The sequence below is a fragment of the Sphingobacterium sp. xlx-96 genome, from assembly GCF_011007365.1.
Classification (GTDB): Bacteria; Bacteroidota; Bacteroidia; order Sphingobacteriales; family Sphingobacteriaceae; genus Sphingobacterium; species Sphingobacterium luzhongxinii.
Genome location: NZ_WFKM01000003.1, coordinates 302,973 through 321,020, shown reverse-complemented (window position 1 = coordinate 321,020; position 18,048 = coordinate 302,973). Strand labels below are relative to the sequence as shown.

Genomic DNA, 18,048 nt, shown 5'->3' with positions numbered 1-18,048 from the left:
AGACGCTTTTGTATGTTCTCTGGTGCGATTTAGTCGTATGGAAGATTGAATTGTACTCGAATGGGTACCGCCGCATTACCCCTGCTCGCCATTTCCCTAACTATGACTGCAATTGCTGCTACACCTGTGTCGTGGCCCATGTCTTCCTCTACTTTTAAATCGGCTATATTACCATCTTTTTCCACGACAAATGCTATTCTTACTGTGCCGGTAGTACCTTGTTTAATAGTAGCGAGGGGATATTTGTAATTGGTTCCAATATATTATCTTAATCTTTCAAGTCCTCAGGGATACTGAGGTTCAATCAAAAAGGTATTACTATTTGTAAGTCTGGCGTAGAGAATCTGTTGTCAGCCCTGAGACGAGTTTACCTTCAGCATACGTCTTGGTAAAGGTGTCTGTCTTCCTCCTATTGCTTGGTTTCACTGTCATCTTTTTTGTGGAATGCCTGAAATGCGAATTGTGCTTTGGCAGGTTGAATTGTTGTTAATAACGTAAAAAAACGTGGATCATATGTTGAAGAGCGTAAGAATCGACAGTATGTAAGTTCAATTTTTTATGCAATAGAATTAAAGGATTTTTCTTTTCATACGCATAGATCGTTTTATTGTTACTCTCGTATCTTTACCGCTGAAATCGGATCAAATGGCTTTGATTGGGAGGATACTGGCTAACAGGTATTGGTCGGTTTACAGGGATGGTAAAATAAGAGATAATTTTTTCGATGAAAGATCAGAAGTGGTTTAAAACCTACGTTTATATTTGGGCAGGACAATTTGTGTCCATGCTTAGTAGTTCGGCAGTCAATTTCGCTGTAATGATATATTTAAGTCTGCATTATAAGTCTGCGGAGGTGCTTGCTTTTTCTGGAATTGCGGGTTTGCTACCGCAGGCACTCATAGGGCCTTTTGCTGGAGTATTTATTGATCGTTGGGATCGTAAGAAGGTAATGATCTATGCCGATGGTTTTATTGCTATCTGTACTTTTTTGATGTCGTTTGCTTTTGTCGAAGGGGAGGCGAATCTAGCGCTCGTTTATTTGCTTTTAGCTTGTCGTTCTGTAGGGTCAGCTTTTCACTCTCCAGCGATGCAGGCTATAGCTCCATTGATTGTTCCTAAAGAGCAACTTTTGCGGGTATCTGGCATTAATCAAATGCTACAATCGGTAAGTAGTATTGCAGGACCTGCTTTGGGAACGCTAGCTATTACCTTTTTTCCGATAGGCAAAGTGTTGTATATGGATGTGATCGGAGCAGTATTGGCAATCACCTCATTGTTGTTTGTAACTATCCCGCACCTTGTTACTGAGACTTCTAAAGCTAGTATTTCAGGAGTTATTGCAGATTTAAATATCGGTCTACAGGCGATATATAGAAATAAAGGGCTTAGCTTGTTGTTTTTATATGCTATGCTGGCCACATTTTGTGTGATGCCGGTAGCGATAATGTTTCCGCTCTTGACTATTGACCACTACGGAGGAGGCAAATGGGAGATGAGTGTTATAGAAGTCATCTGGGGGGTAGGTATGTTGATTGGAGGAGCATTATTGGGGAGCTCAAAGGTTTCCTTTTCTAAAATAATGTTAGTCAATATGATGCATATTGCTTTGGGAGCAACATTTGTGTTTTCGGGTATATTTCCTGCTGGTTGGTTCTATGGATTTGTTCTAATAACCGGAATAGGAGGGATGTCTATGTCTGTGTTTTCGGCAGCGTTTATGACTATTATACAAGAGCAAGTAAAGGCTGAAATGCTAGGACGTGTGTTTTCCTTATATTTTAGCTTAGCTATTTTACCTAGTATAATCGGTTTATTATTTACGGGAATTATAGCTGATAAGATCGGCGTAGCAAATGCTTTTATTATATCTGGTGCGGCTATGGGAATTGTTGGGGTCTTATCGTTTATGACGCCTTCAGTAATGCGTTTAGGAGGAATAAAGAAGGATGAAAATGTTGAAAAGCACAATTCTTTGAAAATGGATCGGTAAAGGCAGTGTTTTTACAGGTTGTAGTATTTGTGTTATATGGATAATTATCAAAAATAAAAAAGGTTTTATCAGATGTCCTGATAAAACCTTTTTTTAGAGCGAAAGACGAGATTCGAACTCGCGACCCCAACCTTGGCAAGGTTGTGCTCTACCAACTGAGCTACTTTCGCTTGTTTTGTGGTACAAAAATAAGCTATTTTACTATTCTTGTCAAGAAGAATAGTAAAATACTTATTGTAATTTGTGTATAGCGTCTACACAGTTGATTCCGTCTATAGCAGCTGAGACTATGCCGCCCGCGTAGCCTGCACCTTCAGCACAAGGGTAAAGACCTTTTATCTCTGTATGTTGTAAGCTAATAGGGTCGCGGGGTATACGGATGGGAGCAGAGGTTCTAGATTCGACTCCTACCAAAATTGCATCGTTAGTATAATACCCTTTCATCTTCTTTCCGAAGATAGGAAGAGCACCTCGAAGTGCTTGGTGGACAAAATCTGGTAGAACTTCGTTGAGGTTGACCGATTTTGTCCCTGGTTTGTACGAATTTAGGGGTAGATCGGTGGAAATTCTATTTTCGACAAAATCGACCATCCGTTGCGCTGGTGCCACTAGATTGCCACCTCCTAATTCGAATGCTTTCTGTTCGACTTGTTTTTGAAAATCTAAAAGTGCAAATGGGTCGGTTACTGTGTTGGTGACATCATTAAGGTTAATTTGAATCACTGTTCCAGAATTTGCTGTAGGATTGTTTCGTTTCGACGGTGACCAACCGTTTACCACGATCTCGTTGAGGTCCGTTGCACAAGGAGCGATAATACCTCCGGGGCACATACAAAATGAAAAGACTCCCCTGCCATTTACTTGTTCTACCAGACTATAGTAAGCCGGCGGAAGGTTCTCGTGACGTGTGCTACAATGGTATTGTGCTTGGTCAATTATACTTTGTGGATGTTCTATCCTTACACCCAAAGCAAATGGTTTTGCTTCTAAGTGCCATTGCTTTTTCCGGAATAATTCGTAGATATCTCTAGCCGAATGTCCTGTTGCCAAGATTACATGTTTAGTGTCAAATCGTTTACCATCGGCAGTTGAAACAGCTGTGACTTCATCAAATTGGGTACATATGTCGTCTACTTTACTGTCGAAGTGTATTTCTCCGCCCATTTCTTGAATACGTTGACGCATATCTTCGATGATATGTGGGAGCTTGTTTGTACCGATATGAGGACGGGCATCAATAAGTATATCTTTATCCGCGCCGTGCTCGACAAAGATGGAGAGTACTTTGTTTACATTACCCCTTTTATCGGAACGGGTGTACAATTTTCCGTCGGAGTAGGTTCCTGCTCCACCTTCGCCAAAACAGTAGTTAGATTCTGGATTAACGAATCCTTCTCGATTGATTTTGGCAAGGTCTCTTCGGCGTTCACGGACGGGTTTGCCACGTTCCAATACGATAGGCTTCAATCCAAGCTCTAAGCAACGATAAGCCGCAAATAATCCAGCAGGCCCTGCACCGATAATAACTACTGGTTTAGCGTCTGTTACTTGCTGAAGATCTGATTTAAAAGACAAGGGTGTTGGTTGTTCATCAATGAAGAATACTACACGTATACGGTAGACTACGGTACGAGCTCGTGCATCTATAGAACGTTTACGAATGTATATACCTTTAATCCGGTTAGGATCAACTTTTAATTTGAGAGCGCCCTGTTTAATGATATATTTTTCATCCTGTATAAAATCGGGGCTTATTGCTAATTCAATCTCTTTCTGCATAAGGTTTTAAGTTGGGTTTTTATCCCACAATAGGTGCAAAAGTAACAATTTGCAAGACATATACCTATATTTAAAAGTTGGCATTAGCTTTGACTGTGTTGTTTGAATTTAAAAAGTAATTTGTATTTTTAAAAAAAACTAGGTTAGAGTTGTTAATAGTTTAAAAGGCTCATTCATTATGAATGAGCAAGTTGATTTCTGATGAAATGCTCATGGTTGCAAAGCGCAAACACGAATAACCGCTAAGCAGTATGTCTGCCATTTAAAACAAAAACTAGGCAACAAATAATCGGAAGATTCCTTATGATACATAAAACACACATTACTTATATATGAAAATCGTACACATGAAAAGATTATTGATTGCAATTATTGGCTTATTCACTGCGCTTTCCTTTAGCTCATGCGGTTATAACACTATGGTCTCTAAAGATGAAAATGTCAAAGGAAAATGGGCCCAGGTAGAAAATGCCTATCAACGGCGTGCAGACCTGATCCCGAATCTCGTATCTACAGTTAAAGGAGCGGCTCAGCATGAGCAGGGTACATTGACAGCTGTAGTAGAAGCAAGAGCAAAAGCAACCTCGGTGACGGTAAATCCGGAAAACCTTTCGGAAGAAGCAATTGCAGAATATCAAAAGACCCAAGATGCGTTATCGCAATCCATTGGTAGGTTGTTGGTTAGTGTGGAGGCTTATCCTGATTTGAAGGCGAATTCAAATTTTCAGGAATTACAAGCACAGTTGGAAGGAACTGAAAACCGTATTTCGGTAGAACGCAGAGCTTATAATGAAGCTGTACAAGATTATAATACGACAGTAAGAAGCTTCCCGAACAATATTATGGCTGGAATATTTGGCTTTAAAGCTAAAGGGACATTCCAAGCTGCCGAGGGGTCTGATAAAGCACCAACCGTTTCTTTTTAGTGTTTAGTCGAATCTCTTTAAAAGATTAACAGTAAGATGGGTATTGCAGGCCAGTATTCATCTTTCTTTTTTTGTTATTAAATCGTGGTGTTATGTCAATATTAAATATGGAAGAGCAGGAGCAGATAGCTCATGCTGTGAGCAAGGCTGAGAATCGAACTTCTGGAGAGATACGTGTCGTAGTGGAGAATATTGTGGGGGATATGACAGCAATAGAGAAAGCGACACAATACTTTGAAGAGTTGGATATGCATAAGACTGTTCTTCGTAATGGGGTATTAATCTACTTAGCTGTTGTGGATCATCAGTTTGCTATTATAGGTGATACCGGGATTCATAGTCGGGTTTCTGATAATTTTTGGGAACTTACTAAAGAGCGTATGTTACCTCATTTTAGGGCAGGTAATTTTTTGCGCGGTATTATTGAGGGCGTAGATGAAGCAGGCGAACAGTTGCATCATTTTTTTCCGAAACAAGAAGACGATATTAATGAGTTACCGAACGAAGTATATTTTGGTAAACATTAACTAAACACCCACATAAACTATTTCAATGAGAAATCAGAGAAAATGCATTTATTCGTTGATATTAAAAACGATCACATTATCCGTTTTCTTCTTTATTGGAGGATTTGACGCTGTAGCACAGAATTTTCCTCCGGTATCCAAGACGCTAGTTACGGACTATACAAACACATTGAGGTCTTCCGAAATTCAAGAGTTGGAGCGTAAACTCGTCGCGTTTGATGATAGTACTTCAACACAGATAGCCGTTGTGTTGATTAATTCTACGGAAGGCTATGATGTAGCTGATTATGCCGTTAGGTTGGCACAGAAATGGGGGGTCGGAAGTAAGAAGTATAACAATGGTATTATGTTGTTGGCAGCTATAGGAGATCGGGCTGTAACGATTCAAACAGGTTATGGTATCGAAGGCGCATTGCCTGATGCTATTGCTTATCGGATTATTGAGAACGATATTAAACCTGCTTTTCGTTCCGGAGACTATTATCGGGGGTTGAATGCAGCAACAAGTTCTATTATTTCTTATACCAAAGGCGAATATAAGGCAGAAGCGAAAGATTCTTCAAAATCAGAAGGAGGTCGCTTGGGTGGGGTTGTGCTCATCATAATTGTCTTTGTTGTAATCGCATTGATTTCTAAAGGTGGCGGCGGTCGTAATAAAGGACGTAGAATAATTGATGGTAAAGGATCATCAGATCTGTTTTGGTGGATGCTGTTGAGCGGCTTGGGGGGAGGCTCACGGGATGATTCAGATAGAGGTGGTGGATTTGGTGGCGGTGGCGGTTTTGGCGGTTTCGGTGGCGGTGGATTTGGTGGCGGCGGAGCCAGTGGGAGATGGTAGTACTAAAATAGGGTAAGATACGTTAGTTAAAATATAGAATATAATGATAATGAAGAAAATGTTGATGTGTAGTGTGGCACTATTGCCAACACTAATTTTTGCTCAGGAAGAATACACGATAAAAGGTAAGGTCGGCACGCTTAACAGCCCGGCTAAAGTATATATGCAGTATAGAGAAAAAGGCCATGAAAAGCTTGATTCGGCCTCTATTACTAATGGCGAGTTTAAATTTATTGGTGTAGTAGACGAGCCTCTACAAGCTTATTTGGTTCTGTCACCAGAGGGTAAGACTCTTCGTCAGCTTCAAGGTCCAGATTTTGGTTCTGTATATCTTTCTAAGGGAGTTATATCTGTTGTCGGAAAAACATTGAAAGAAGCAAAAGTTTCGGGCAATTCAATTAACGACGAATTTGTAAAATATCAATTGGCCGGAAAGGAATTGTCTGCGGCTATGGATGCCTTGAATAAGGAGTTTTATGCAGCAAGCGACGAACAGAAAAACGATGAAAGTTTTATTGCTTCTTTGCAGAATAAAGCGCAAGCAATCTATGAGAAGCAAGAGGTAGTTGATAAGCAATACATTGATGCAAACCCTAATAGTTATGTCACGTTAACATTGTTGGATGAAAAGGTAAGCCCTGAAAATGTTCTTGAATTGGAAGAAAAGTTTAAAGCACTTTCAGCTTCATTGAAGTCAACAGCTAAGGGGAAATCACTAAGTGACAAAATCCAATCCATGCGTAAGCTTGCTGTGGGAATGCCAGCTCCTGATTTTACATTGCCAGATACATCCGGAAAAGATATTTCTCTTTCATCACTTAAAGGGCAGTATGTTTTGGTGGACTTTTGGGCATCTTGGTGTGGACCATGTAGACATGAGAATCCTTATGTTGTAGCTGCATACAATAAATTTAAAGACAAAGGCTTTACGGTCTTTGGTGTATCGTTAGATAATCCAGGCAAAAAGGACGCTTGGGTTAAAGCGATTGAAGAGGATAAATTAGGACAGTGGCAACACGTTTCAGATTTACAAGGGTGGAAATCTATTGTTGTCGAATTGTATGCTATTAAAGGTATCCCGCAAAATTATCTTTTGGATAAGGAAGGGAAAATAGTTGCATCGAATTTGCGTGGTGAGGCTTTAGGGGCTAAGCTTGCCGAGTTGTTAGATTAAAAAAAGTGGGCTTTTTGACATGTCAAAAAGCCCACTTTTTTTATACCATTTTCTTTAAAAGGCTCAGTGCATAATCAATGTTGTTAACGTTACTCAGCGCCAATCTCAATTGGCTTTTAACTTCTTTGAGGTTGCAGATGTTGGGATGGTACTGCACAAAATCTAAGACTTTACCAAATTGAGCGGACTCAAAGTAGGTAGACTTAGGGTTATTAACGAAATAGCCTTTGAGTGTCTGCTTTTTGAATGATATTTTTTCAAATCCTATTTCTTTGCCCAACCATTGAAGTCGAAGCGTATTAAATAGCTCGAACACCTGATCAGGAATAGGGCCAAAGCGGTCTTTAAGTTCTTTTTCGAAGGCTGTCAGCTGTTGTTCATTCTCTAGTCGAGCGATTTCGTTGTATAGATTATAGCGTTCGCTAATGTTGGTGACATATTCATCTGGAATCAGGACTTCAAGGTCGGTGTCGATCTGTGTGAAGGTTACATATTTTCGGTTTTGCTCGTCTGCAAATAGGTCGCTAAACTCATCATCCTTCAATTCTTGTACAGCTTCATCTAAGATCTTGTTGTACATTTCAAAACCTATTTCAGCAATAAAGCCGGATTGTTCTGCCCCTAAAAGGTTTCCTGATCCACGTATATCGAGGTCACGCATCGCGACATTAAATCCCGAGCCTAATTCGGAAAATTCCTCGATAGCCGATAGCCGCTTGTACGCTTCCGGCGTTAGGGTAGAGAGGGGTGGGCTGAGTAAATAACAAAATGCTTTTTTGTTGGACCTACCTACACGACCGCGCATCTGATGAAGATCGCTCAATCCGAACATATGAGCATGGTTGATAATAATGGTGTTGGCATTGGGTATGTCTAAGCCGGCCTCGATAATTGTGGTAGCGACTAATACGTCAAAATCATGGTTAATGAATTTCAACATGACATCTTCTAGGTCGTCTCCTTCCAGTTGCCCGTGAGCTACTCCAACGCGTGCTCCGGGGACAAGCTTTTGAATCATGGCGCCGAGCTGCTTTAGGTCAGCAACCCTGTTGTGTATAAAGAAGACTTGACCGCCTCGATCGATTTCAAATGAGACAGATTCCTGTATTAATGCTTCGTTGAAAACATGAAGTTCTGTTTGTACAGGTTGGCGATTTGGCGGAGGGGTGGATATAATGCTTAGATCTCTCGCACCCATAAGGGAGAAGTGTAGTGTACGAGGTATGGGAGTAGCTGTTAATGTCAATGAGTCGACATTTGCACGCATCACCTTTAACTTTTCTTTCACGGATACGCCAAATTTCTGTTCTTCGTCGATGATCATCAATCCTAAATCTTTGAATTTTACATCTTTACTGACTAAACGGTGTGTTCCGATAATAATATCGATTTTTCCCTCTTCGAGCTTCTTTAATGTTTCTTTAACTTGTTTCGTTGTCTTAAATCGATTAATGTAATCGATGTTTGCCGGTAAGCCTTTGAGTCGTTCAGAGAATGTTCGGAAATGTTGTAAGGCAAGTATAGTCGTAGGTACTAGGACAGCGACCTGCTTGCTATCAGCAACAGCCTTAAATGCAGCCCTAATAGCGACTTCTGTCTTCCCAAATCCAACATCTCCACATACCAAACGATCCATCGGGTGTGGGGATTCCATATCTCGTTTTACATCTGCCGTGGATTTTTCCTGATCAGGGGTATCTTCGTAAATAAAGGATGCCTCCAGTTCTTTTTGTAGGTAGGTGTCCGGGCTAAAGGCATTCCCTGTTTGTGCTTTACGTATAGCATATAGTTTGATGAGATCGCGAGCGATATCTTTAACCTTTTTCTTGGTTGTTTTCTTTAGTTTGTCCCAGGTGTCGGTACCCAGCTTGTTCATCTTAGGTACGGTACCTTCTTTGCCAGAATATTTAGAAATGCGATTTAGCGAATTTATATTGACATATAACAGGTCGTTGTCTGCATAGATCAAACGAATCATTTCCTGAGTTTTTCCGCTAACATCGATTTTTTCGAGACCGGCATATTTGCCGACACCATGATCGATATGTGTGATATAGTCTCCTGGTTTTAGATCTCTTAACTCCTTTAGCGTAATAGCCTGGGAGCGTTCATAGCCTTTTTTTCTTTTGTATTTATAATAACGATCAAATATCTGATGATCGGTATAACAGGCCAATTGAATGGTGTCATCGCGAAACCCTTCTCGTAGGGCTTGGTAGATGGGGGTAAAAGAAACTGTTTTGTCTAGATCCTCTAAAATCGCATAGATACGTTCTATTTGTTTCGTGGAATCCGAAAAAATTAGGTTGCTTATCTTTTTACTTTCGTTTTCTTTAAAGTTGTGGATAAGTAGATTGAAGTCTTTATTAAATGAGGGCTGCGGATGTGTGTCAAATTGAATGATATGATCTGCTTTAAAGAAAAACTGCTTTCCGAACTCAACATTCGGAAACTCAAATAATAACGCCCCAAAATTCTTGTCGTCGGTGAAGGTAAATCTTGGATCTACCCATTCAGGGTTGTTTTTGATGTCGACCTCAGAAAGTGCTTTCCAAAATTGAGAAGCTTTCGTATAGCCATTTGATAGGATATCGAGTGTGAACTGCACATCTTTGATCCATATTACGGCACCTTTATCAATGTATTCTAATAATGAAATATGGTTGTTTGCTAAGAATTTTGCTTGTACATTAGGGACGATAGTTACGGTGTGTATTTTGCTTACAGACAATTGGGTTTCAATGTCAAAGGTCCTAATGCTCTCTATTTCGTCTCCAAAGAACTCGATACGATAGGGTAGGTCGTTTGAAAAAGAGAAAATGTCGACAATACCGCCTCTAATTGCAAATTGTCCAGGTTCATACACAAAATCGACTCGCTCAAAATCATATTCGTACAGGAACTCATTGATAAAATCAATCCCTAACTTTGTATTTTGAGTAATTGGGAGCGTGTTTTTTTCTAGGTCAGATCGATTTATTACTTTTTCTGCTATGGCTTCAGGATAGGTGACTACAATTTTAGGCAGTCCAGTGTCACGATTTAAAGAGCTCAGTGTTTCGGCACGCTGTAAGACATGTGCGCTGTCCAATTGGGTGAATTCAAACGGTTTTCTATAGGAAGCAGGGAAAAATAGGATCTGCTTATCGAATAAACTTTCTAAGTCACTTAAGAAGTAAGAAGCTTCTTCGTGTGTCGGTAGTATGAAGATATAAGGCCTTTCTTCTAAGGCGTATGCAGCAGCAGCAACCATTGCATCTGAAGATCCGATCAATCCTTTAAGATGTACTTTTGGATTTTTTTGTTGGACAGATGTAACGAGTGAAGCCACCTGCTCCGTCTCTGCGTATTGTGATAAAATTTCTTGAATACCCACTTGAATGACAATTTTGGTAAAAATAGTAATTTTTAAAAGGTTTCGTTTCCTCTTCTCTCGAGTGATAACTTTATTTGGGATACGGTATTGATCGCTTCCTGAAGGTCGAATTGAAGGTCCTCATGTAGTCCCGAAATATTGTTGAGGGTAACTTTGATCCGTGCTTCGATATATTTATGTAGCTTTTCAGCAACCTGTAGATGACTTTTTTCGTACAGTTTAGGATATCGATGGTAAGGCTCAGTCAAAATGTATAATCTTGATTCTGTCGCGCTAAACCTATCCTTAGTTACTTTCTCGTGCTCATTGATTAGGCCGCTTGCTTGTCTTAGGATATTGTTGAGTGTTTTGTAATTCGAAAATATTCCTACGTTAGACAGTTTATTGGCGGTATCAAGGAAGAGGTTTTCAAGTTTTGTCTTCAAGAGTTCAATCCTGTTTTCGAGATCATACTCATTTTCTAACAGTTGATAATGCAATTGTTTCAATAACATTTTGTCTTTCCCGATGAGCCGTACGAGGAGCTTGTCTTTTTCTTTTTGTGAAAGATTTAGTACGGCTGATTTTAGTTCTGGATCTTTATGTAGAGACATCCTGTAAAATTAAGTAATGTAATTGAATTTAAGTTGTTGAAAGTTTGCCGTAGGTCTATGAAGGAAGATTTAACTTCAATTTTTTTAGTATGCTATTCGCGAATTTGTAGCTTTTTATCTATGTTTGAGTAATTAATACATCGAGATACCCTATAACAAAATGCTGAAAACGAAGATCGATGCAACGTAAGTCATACTTTTTTTATCTATTTCTTTTTTTTATAATCGCTGTAACACTTTTTTCTTGTGATGGTAAACATAAGAGAAAAGAATTTGTTGATTATAGCGAGTCAATTGTCCGGTCGCTGCTGGCTAAGACCGAGGATCTGGCGATGGATGCCGTAGAGTCGGAAGACTTTTTGAAAGCTCTGACGGAACGTTTTGGGAAGGATTCTTCCGCATATGTTGCATATTACAGTATTTTAGGAAATATCAGTGCGAAGCAATTTGACCTGTTAAATCCACGTAGTGAATCGTACTACCTAAGGGCGATAAAGCTTGCTGAAAGCGAAGATCTGCCTGTAATGAAGATATGGAGCTTGGTCAATTATGGGTATTATTTTTATACTTTTAGACAGCCAGACGAGGCACTGCCGTTATTTATGGAGGCCGCTTTTTTGATTGATAAATTGGGCGAAGATCACGTAATATTACCGGAAGACACTTTTCGGAAATTAGGATTCTTTTTTGGTACACTAGGAAATCATGAAGACGCTATCTCTTATCTGAAGAAGGGTGATCAATATGCGACTTTAATCACACAGCGGCAACGTGCAATGTTGTTAGATAATTTAGGGCTATATCATTTGTACAGTCATGATACAACAGCGGCGCTTAATTATTTTTTACAGGCAGAATCTTTAGCGACTAGTGCGAAAGACTATGTTAGGTACGGGAAGGTTTTGGGAAATATAGCGCTTGTCCATATGGGGCGAGGTATGTACCCTGAGGCGTTGGCATTGATAAATCGAGATCTTTTTTATTCAATAGCAAATAAAAGCGATCAAAACACGATGTACGCACGTATTCTAAAAGCCAAGATTCTGATGAAGATGGATAGTATATCTAGCGCGGGTGTTATGCTGGACAAGGCTGAGGAATATGCAAGTGCTAAGATTTATTTGAAGAAAGACATTTTAGAAATTGAACGGTTAAAGTTGGAAATAGCTTGTGTAAAGGGTGATGAGCAGGAAGAATTGTTGATTCGTAGAAAGCTAGAAATGTTGGAAGAGGTCGTGGCGGGATTAGACGGAGAGCTCAATCTTTTACGGAATAAATGGCAAGTTGATAAGGAGAAGAATCAAAAGGCACTTATTGAGCTGGAATCTAACTACCAATCGGAGCGATTTAAGTTTTTTATGTTTGCTGCTGTTGTTTTGTTTGTAGGATTAGGTTTATTTGTTTTTCTATCTCATTTGAGACGGCAGTCAAAGGCCCGTGTTTTGGCATATGAGAAAAAGGTTGTCGAATTGCAATTGAAAAAAATAACCTCAGATAAAAATCTATTGGTAGCTAACGAAACATTGGCTTCTTATAAAGAATACTTAACTGAAAAAAATCGACAGATTGACGATTTACAGCAGGCAATCAGAGGTATCGCAGACTCGGAGTCGCATTATTTGGAGAGGGAAAAAAGATTGTTGCAAGAGCTTTTGGATTCCCATCTCTTGACAGAGGAAAGCTGGGCAAGCTTTAGAAGGTCATTTGATGCAAATTATCCCAACTTTTATTTAAATTTGAGACATGATTTTCCGGAACTTACGGAGTCAAATATGAGATACCTAATCTTATCAAAGTTGGGGCTTTCTATTACGGAAATATCTAATTTATTAGGGGTATCGGCAGAGTCCGTCAAAAAGAGTAGACAGCGGTTAAAGAAAAAGATTGGAGATCGGTTCAAAGAGTTTGAGCAGGCTTTGTATAGCTAGTTATTCTTTTAAACGCACTTATCCATAAAAAATACCATTGAATAGATTAAATATACCATTTATAGTGGTATTATTGGTGTATTTTTGTGTATGGTAAAACGGGTTCCTATAATCGAGCAATGTACGGTGTCAAGTGGCGTCAATGTCGATGTTACGGTTGAACGTTTGTCAGATTACCTTGTGCGGAACGAAAATCTTATTTTTCCGCATCGGCACAATTTTTATCACTTTTTGTTGTTTACCGAAGGAAGCGGGCAGCATACCATCGATTTTGAAGTGTTTGATATTGAGGCGTGGCAAATTTACTTTATGTCGCCTGGGCAGATCCATACGTGGGGATTTGAAGGTGATATGCAAGGGTATGTAGTGAATTTTGATAAGGATTTTTTTAAAACGATGTTAATCAATCCCGATTACCTGTCACTTTTTTCTTTTTTTTCCGGTCTTGTTAAGGATGAGGTTTTTGTCATTGAAGAAAGTAAACGAGAGCTAGTCAATAGTGTGCTAGAAAAGATGTTGGGGTATCAAGTGGATAAAGGTCTTGTTTCTACTTCACTACTTTATCTGTTTCATTTATTGGAACAGGGTAAAGAGCGTAGTACAACTTTTGAAGCGAATAAGTATAATCACACGCTGCTGCGTAACTTTTTACAATTGATCGAGTTAAACTATAAAGAGTTAAGGTTGCCAAAGGATTACGCTGCGTTGTTGTATATTACTCCCAATCATTTAAATGCGCTATGTAAGGAGTTGTTGGGGGTGTCGGCAGGAGAGGTCATAAGGAATCGGATTATTCTTGAGGCCAAGAGGCTTTTGGTTATAAGAGATTTTTCCATCGCTGAGATAGCGTATGACTTAAATTTTAATGACAACTCTTATTTTACTAAGTTTTTTAAAAAGATAGAGGGGGTTACACCTGAAGAATTTAGAAAGAAAAATTATAATTATGAAAAATAATAAAGAGATTATGAGAGAATATAACCTTCCAAGTGAATTAAAAAGTGCCGTTGCGGGAAAATGTCCTCGGTGTCGAAAAGGAGATATGTTTAATGCTCCTTTATTCAGTTTTAAATCACGCAAAATGCGTAGTCACTGTCCACATTGTGGATTAAAATTTGAGAAGGAGCCTGGTTATTTTTACGTAGCTATGTATGTAAGTTATGTTTTTGTGGTGGCAGAACTAGTTACAGCTTGTGTCGCGACTTATATTTTTACGAGGGAGTTAGAATCGCCGTGGCTTTACCTTGTTGTTGCGATTCTGACGGCTATTGTTATGGCACCATTCAATTATCGTTATTCTAGAGTTGTATTGATGTACTGGCTGACCCCTCAATTTAAGTTTAGGGAAGAATTTTTTCTGCGCGAAAAGTCAGAATAACTACGTAGATAGGAGGTCGTCTCAAAGTGTAGACTTTGCAGTCTTTTCGACTTTATCGTCATATCGACCCTAGTGGAGATATCTAGAAGCTATATATTAACCCTATACAGTTCATAGACCTCTCCACAAGGTCGAGCTGACGTTTGCTTTGCGGCCTTTAAGACATCCTCTTGTTTTAAATAATAGGATTGTCTTTGAGGTATTTTTCCCATTCCCAAGCTGAAGACATCATTTCGTCAATGCCTAGTTCAGCGGTCCAATTTAGTTCTTTGGTAGATTTGGTGACATCGCCCCAGACTTTAATAATATCCCCTTCTCTCCTTGGGCCGAATTCATAATTCAGTTTTTGTCCTGAAGCTTTTTCAAATGCTGATATAGCTTCTAACACAGAGTACCCATTTCCTGTTCCTACGTTAAACACATCGTATTTGCCATTTGGATTACCTTTCTTTAACAAACCGATCGCTGCGACATGTGCTTTAGCCAAGTCCACTACATGGATATAGTCTCTTATGCACGAACCATCTGCGGTATCATAATCATTGCCAAATACCGTCAACTTTTCACGTTTTCCTATAGCTGTTTGTGTGATAAAAGGCAATAGATTTTGAGGTACACCGTTAGGTAGTTCTCCAATTAAGGCTGAATTATGTGCGCCTACAGGATTAAAATATCTTAATGCAATGATATTATAATTGTTATAGGCCGTAGCAGTTTCTACTAATATTTCTTCAGCGATCTGTTTCGTGTTTCCGTAAGGAGACGTAGCTTTTTTAACAGGTGCACTTTCTGTAACAGGCAAGTTGTCTGGCTCTCCATACACGGTACAGCTGGATGAAAACACGAAGTTGATCGGTTTTTCTTTGTATGCATTTAAGATGTTAATCAATGAGAAGAAATTGTTGTAATAGTATTTCAATGGGTCTGCAACAGACTCACCAACAGCCTTTGATGCGGCAAAATGTATTACACCACGGATATCCGGCTGACTGGTGATGAAATCACGTGTTGCCTTTTCATCGCATAGATCTAGTTGATGGAATTCAGGTTTTATACCGATGATACGTTCAATTTGATCCAATATCTTAATGTTCGAATTGGAAAGATTATCTACTATTATGGGGGTGTATCCAGCATTGAAAAGCTCAACAACGGTGTGTGATCCTATGTATCCAGTACCACCTGTCACTAATATTTTGTCCATATATTTTGATTTTTATTCTCTTCTGAAAGAATATTTTTAAAGTATGTAATTGATTTAACCAGTCCCTCTTTTAGGCTGACCTCTGGTGTCCAACTTAGTATCCTTTTTGCTAAAGAAATATCTGGCTGCCTTCTTTTGGGGTCATCTTCCGGAAGAGATTCAAATACGATAGTAGAGGTGCTCTCTGTTAAGGTGATGATCTCTTTGGCAAGTTCTATTACGGTAAGTTCTTCGGGGGTGCCAATATTTACTGGATAATGGTAGTCAGAAAGCAAGAGTCTGTAGATACCCTCTACCTGATCCGAAATATAGCAAAACGAACGGGTTTGTTCGCCATTGCCAAAGACGGTAATGTTTTCGCCTCGGAGTGCCTGATTGATGAATGTAGGTAGTGCTCGGCCGTCGTTAAGCCTCATGCGGGGACCGTAAGTATTGAAAATGCGGACGATTCTAGTGTCTAAACCGTGAAAATTATGATAAGCCATGGTCATCGCTTCTTGAAATCGCTTTGCCTCGTCATATACGCCGCGTGGCCCGACAGGATTTACGTTGCCCCAGTAGTCTTCTGGTTGAGGAGATACTAAGGGGTCACCGTATACTTCGGAAGTGGATGCGACAAGTATTTTTGCCTTTTTGTCTTTAGCGAGTCCCAAGAGATTATGCGTGCCTAACGACCCTACTTTTAGCGTCTGTATGGGTATACGGAGATAGTCTATTGGGCTTGCTGGTGAGGCGAAATGAAGGATATAATCTAATTGACCTGGTACGTGGACAAATTTAGATACATCATGGTGAAAAAACTCGAAATTCTCTAATCCGAATAAGTGTTCTATGTTCTGAAGACTACCTGTGATTAGATTATCCATCCCGATGACATGAAAATCTTCCTGTATAAAACGGTCACATAGATGCGATCCTAAAAATCCCGCTGCACCTGTAATTAATATTCTTTTTCGGACGTTCACCTGCACGTTGTTTCGAATTAGAAAAGGTTTAATATCTTTGACGAAGATAAGTATTATTTCACAATATGCGAGTGTTATACGATTTAGGAATTGGGGCTTACGGTATGATCTTGCGCCTTGTAGCGCTATTTCATCCCAAGGCTAGGTTATGGGTCGAAGGGCGAAAAGGAGGGCTGGATGTTATAGAACAAACGATTGAAAATGGGCGAAAACATATTTGGTTCCACTTTGCTTCCTTAGGAGAATTCGAGCAAGGACGAGCCGTTTTGGAGCAGATAAAAAAAAGATATCCACAGGAAAAAATTGTAATAACTTTTTTCTCTCCATCCGGATTTGAGATACGAAAGAATACGAATTTGGCAGATTATGTGTTTTATCTTCCTGAAGACACTCGGAGAAATGCCCGACGTTTCGTGTCTATCGTTAAACCTAAGTTTGCGGTATTTACAAAGTATGAATATTGGTATCACTACTTTACCGAGTTAAAGCGTCAGGATGTCCGGTTATTGATGATATCGGCAATATTTCGGGAACAGCAGTTATTTTTCAAACCTTATGGCGGCTTTTATAGGACTATACTTAAAAAAGTCTCTTTTTTCTTCACACAGAATATGGATTCTGTGCATATGTTAAAGTGGATTGGCGTTACAAATTCGGGCCTGGCTGGAGATACACGTTTTGATAGGGTGGTTGAATTGCCTAGACAGCATCAATCCGTAAAATATATGGACGATTTTATAGGAAAGGCTAAGGTTATTGTGGCAGGGAGTACCTGGCCGAAAGATGAAGTTCTTTTACAGCGTTTGATACAAAACATAAACGGCTGGAAAATAGTATTGGCACCACATGAAATCAATAAGTCACATATAGATGAAATCTGTAGTTTGTTTCCTAATAGTATCCGATATTCCGAGTTTGAAACATATAGTACACAACAGGTAAATGAGTCTCCAGTTTTAGTGGTCGATAACATTGGCCTGCTATCTTCGTTATACTATTATGCAGATATAGCTTATGTTGGAGGAGGGTTTGGTGCAGGTATTCATAATACGCTAGAAGCTGTTACCTATGGTAAGCCGGTTGTTTTTGGTCCTAACTATGAGAAATTTCAAGAAGCCGTCGATTTAGTAACATTAATGGTGGGTTTTTCTGTTTCAAACTATGATGAATTGTATCAGGTGTGCCGTATTTTGCAAGATGAAGGAAGGAGAGATGCGATCGGGGATGCCGGGATAGAATATGTCAAGCAGCGAGCAGGGGCGACTCAGATTATTATGAAATATCTAGAGACAGAAGGGCTTTTAGGAAAATAATAAGAGGCTGCCCCGAAAGACAGCCTCGATTTATTAAAAAATTGAAAATTGGACGTT

Annotated in this window: 15 protein-coding genes and 1 tRNA gene; 9 read left to right on the top strand and 7 right to left on the bottom strand. The window is 39.5% G+C overall.

Features of this window, described 5'->3' with window-relative positions:
- Positions 1-29: 29 nt before the first annotated feature.
- Positions 30-260 carry an energy transducer TonB gene (locus tag G7B20_RS07085; protein ID WP_164110138.1) on the bottom strand — a complete coding sequence of 77 codons (231 nt, stop codon included), beginning with the start codon at positions 258-260 and terminating at the stop codon, positions 30-32.
- Between the two features lie 464 nt (positions 261-724).
- On the opposite strand from G7B20_RS07085, the gene G7B20_RS07080 reads away from it, so the two are divergent.
- On the top strand, positions 725-1,990 hold the full coding sequence (locus tag G7B20_RS07080; RefSeq protein WP_164109680.1) for an MFS transporter: 1,266 nt from the start codon (positions 725-727) through the stop codon (positions 1,988-1,990).
- A gap of 97 nt (positions 1,991-2,087) precedes the next feature.
- Here the strand turns inward: G7B20_RS07080 and G7B20_RS07075 are convergent.
- Positions 2,088-2,160 (bottom strand) — tRNA-Gly (locus G7B20_RS07075).
- 61 nt (positions 2,161-2,221) lie between these two features.
- Complete coding sequence (locus G7B20_RS07070) at positions 2,222-3,769, bottom strand: NAD(P)/FAD-dependent oxidoreductase (RefSeq protein WP_164109678.1); 1,548 nt, start codon at positions 3,767-3,769, stop codon at positions 2,222-2,224.
- Between the two features lie 347 nt (positions 3,770-4,116).
- Here G7B20_RS07070 and G7B20_RS07065 point away from each other — a divergent pair, with 347 nt between their 5' ends.
- From G7B20_RS07065 to G7B20_RS07050, 4 genes are all read left to right on the top strand, one after another.
- The gene (locus G7B20_RS07065) at positions 4,117-4,695 is read left to right on the top strand and encodes a LemA family protein (protein WP_164109676.1); all 579 of its coding nucleotides are present in this window, start codon (positions 4,117-4,119) and stop codon (positions 4,693-4,695) included.
- A 92-nt stretch (positions 4,696-4,787) separates the two neighbouring features.
- Positions 4,788-5,222, top strand: coding sequence for a TPM domain-containing protein (locus tag G7B20_RS07060; RefSeq protein ID WP_164109674.1), 435 nt, complete (start codon positions 4,788-4,790; stop codon positions 5,220-5,222).
- 25 nt (positions 5,223-5,247) lie between these two features.
- Positions 5,248-6,060 carry a TPM domain-containing protein gene (locus tag G7B20_RS07055; RefSeq protein ID WP_164109672.1) on the top strand — a complete coding sequence of 271 codons (813 nt, stop codon included), beginning with the start codon at positions 5,248-5,250 and terminating at the stop codon, positions 6,058-6,060.
- A 43-nt stretch (positions 6,061-6,103) separates the two neighbouring features.
- Complete coding sequence (locus G7B20_RS07050) at positions 6,104-7,234, top strand: TlpA disulfide reductase family protein (protein WP_240452827.1); 1,131 nt, start codon at positions 6,104-6,106, stop codon at positions 7,232-7,234.
- Between the two features lie 40 nt (positions 7,235-7,274).
- Here G7B20_RS07050 and mfd read toward each other — a convergent pair whose 3' ends face one another.
- A complete protein-coding gene (gene mfd / locus G7B20_RS07045; RefSeq protein WP_164109669.1) occupies positions 7,275-10,610 on the bottom strand; it encodes a transcription-repair coupling factor in 3,336 nt (1,111 codons plus the stop codon).
- Positions 10,611-10,642: 32 nt separating this feature from the next.
- Positions 10,643-11,203 (bottom strand): hypothetical protein, encoded by a 561-nt coding sequence (locus G7B20_RS07040; RefSeq protein WP_164109667.1) that lies wholly within the window; start codon positions 11,201-11,203, stop codon positions 10,643-10,645.
- 179 nt (positions 11,204-11,382) lie between these two features.
- Here G7B20_RS07040 and G7B20_RS07035 point away from each other — a divergent pair, with 179 nt between their 5' ends.
- From G7B20_RS07035 to G7B20_RS07025, 3 genes are all read left to right on the top strand, one after another.
- The gene (locus G7B20_RS07035) at positions 11,383-13,131 is read left to right on the top strand and encodes a tetratricopeptide repeat protein (protein ID WP_164109664.1); all 1,749 of its coding nucleotides are present in this window, start codon (positions 11,383-11,385) and stop codon (positions 13,129-13,131) included.
- Between the two features lie 90 nt (positions 13,132-13,221).
- A complete protein-coding gene (locus G7B20_RS07030) occupies positions 13,222-14,088 on the top strand; it encodes a helix-turn-helix domain-containing protein (protein ID WP_164109662.1) in 867 nt (288 codons plus the stop codon).
- The gene (locus G7B20_RS07025; RefSeq protein ID WP_164109660.1) at positions 14,078-14,509 is read left to right on the top strand and encodes a DUF983 domain-containing protein; all 432 of its coding nucleotides are present in this window, start codon (positions 14,078-14,080) and stop codon (positions 14,507-14,509) included. The genes G7B20_RS07030 and G7B20_RS07025 overlap by 11 nt, the downstream gene beginning before the upstream one ends.
- Positions 14,510-14,684: 175 nt before the next feature.
- Here the strand turns inward: G7B20_RS07025 and galE are convergent, their stop codons facing one another.
- Entirely contained in the window at positions 14,685-15,713 is a 1,029-nt protein-coding gene (gene galE, locus G7B20_RS07020) for a UDP-glucose 4-epimerase GalE (protein ID WP_164109659.1), read from the bottom strand.
- A complete protein-coding gene (locus G7B20_RS07015; RefSeq protein WP_240452826.1) occupies positions 15,698-16,678 on the bottom strand; it encodes a UDP-glucuronic acid decarboxylase family protein in 981 nt (326 codons plus the stop codon). Before G7B20_RS07015 ends, galE begins: the two co-directional genes overlap by 16 nt.
- A 65-nt stretch (positions 16,679-16,743) precedes the next feature.
- Between G7B20_RS07015 and G7B20_RS07010 the strand changes: the two genes are divergently transcribed.
- On the top strand, positions 16,744-17,991 hold the full coding sequence (locus tag G7B20_RS07010) for a 3-deoxy-D-manno-octulosonic acid transferase (protein WP_164109655.1): 1,248 nt from the start codon (positions 16,744-16,746) through the stop codon (positions 17,989-17,991).
- The last annotated feature ends 57 nt before the right edge of the window (positions 17,992-18,048 follow it).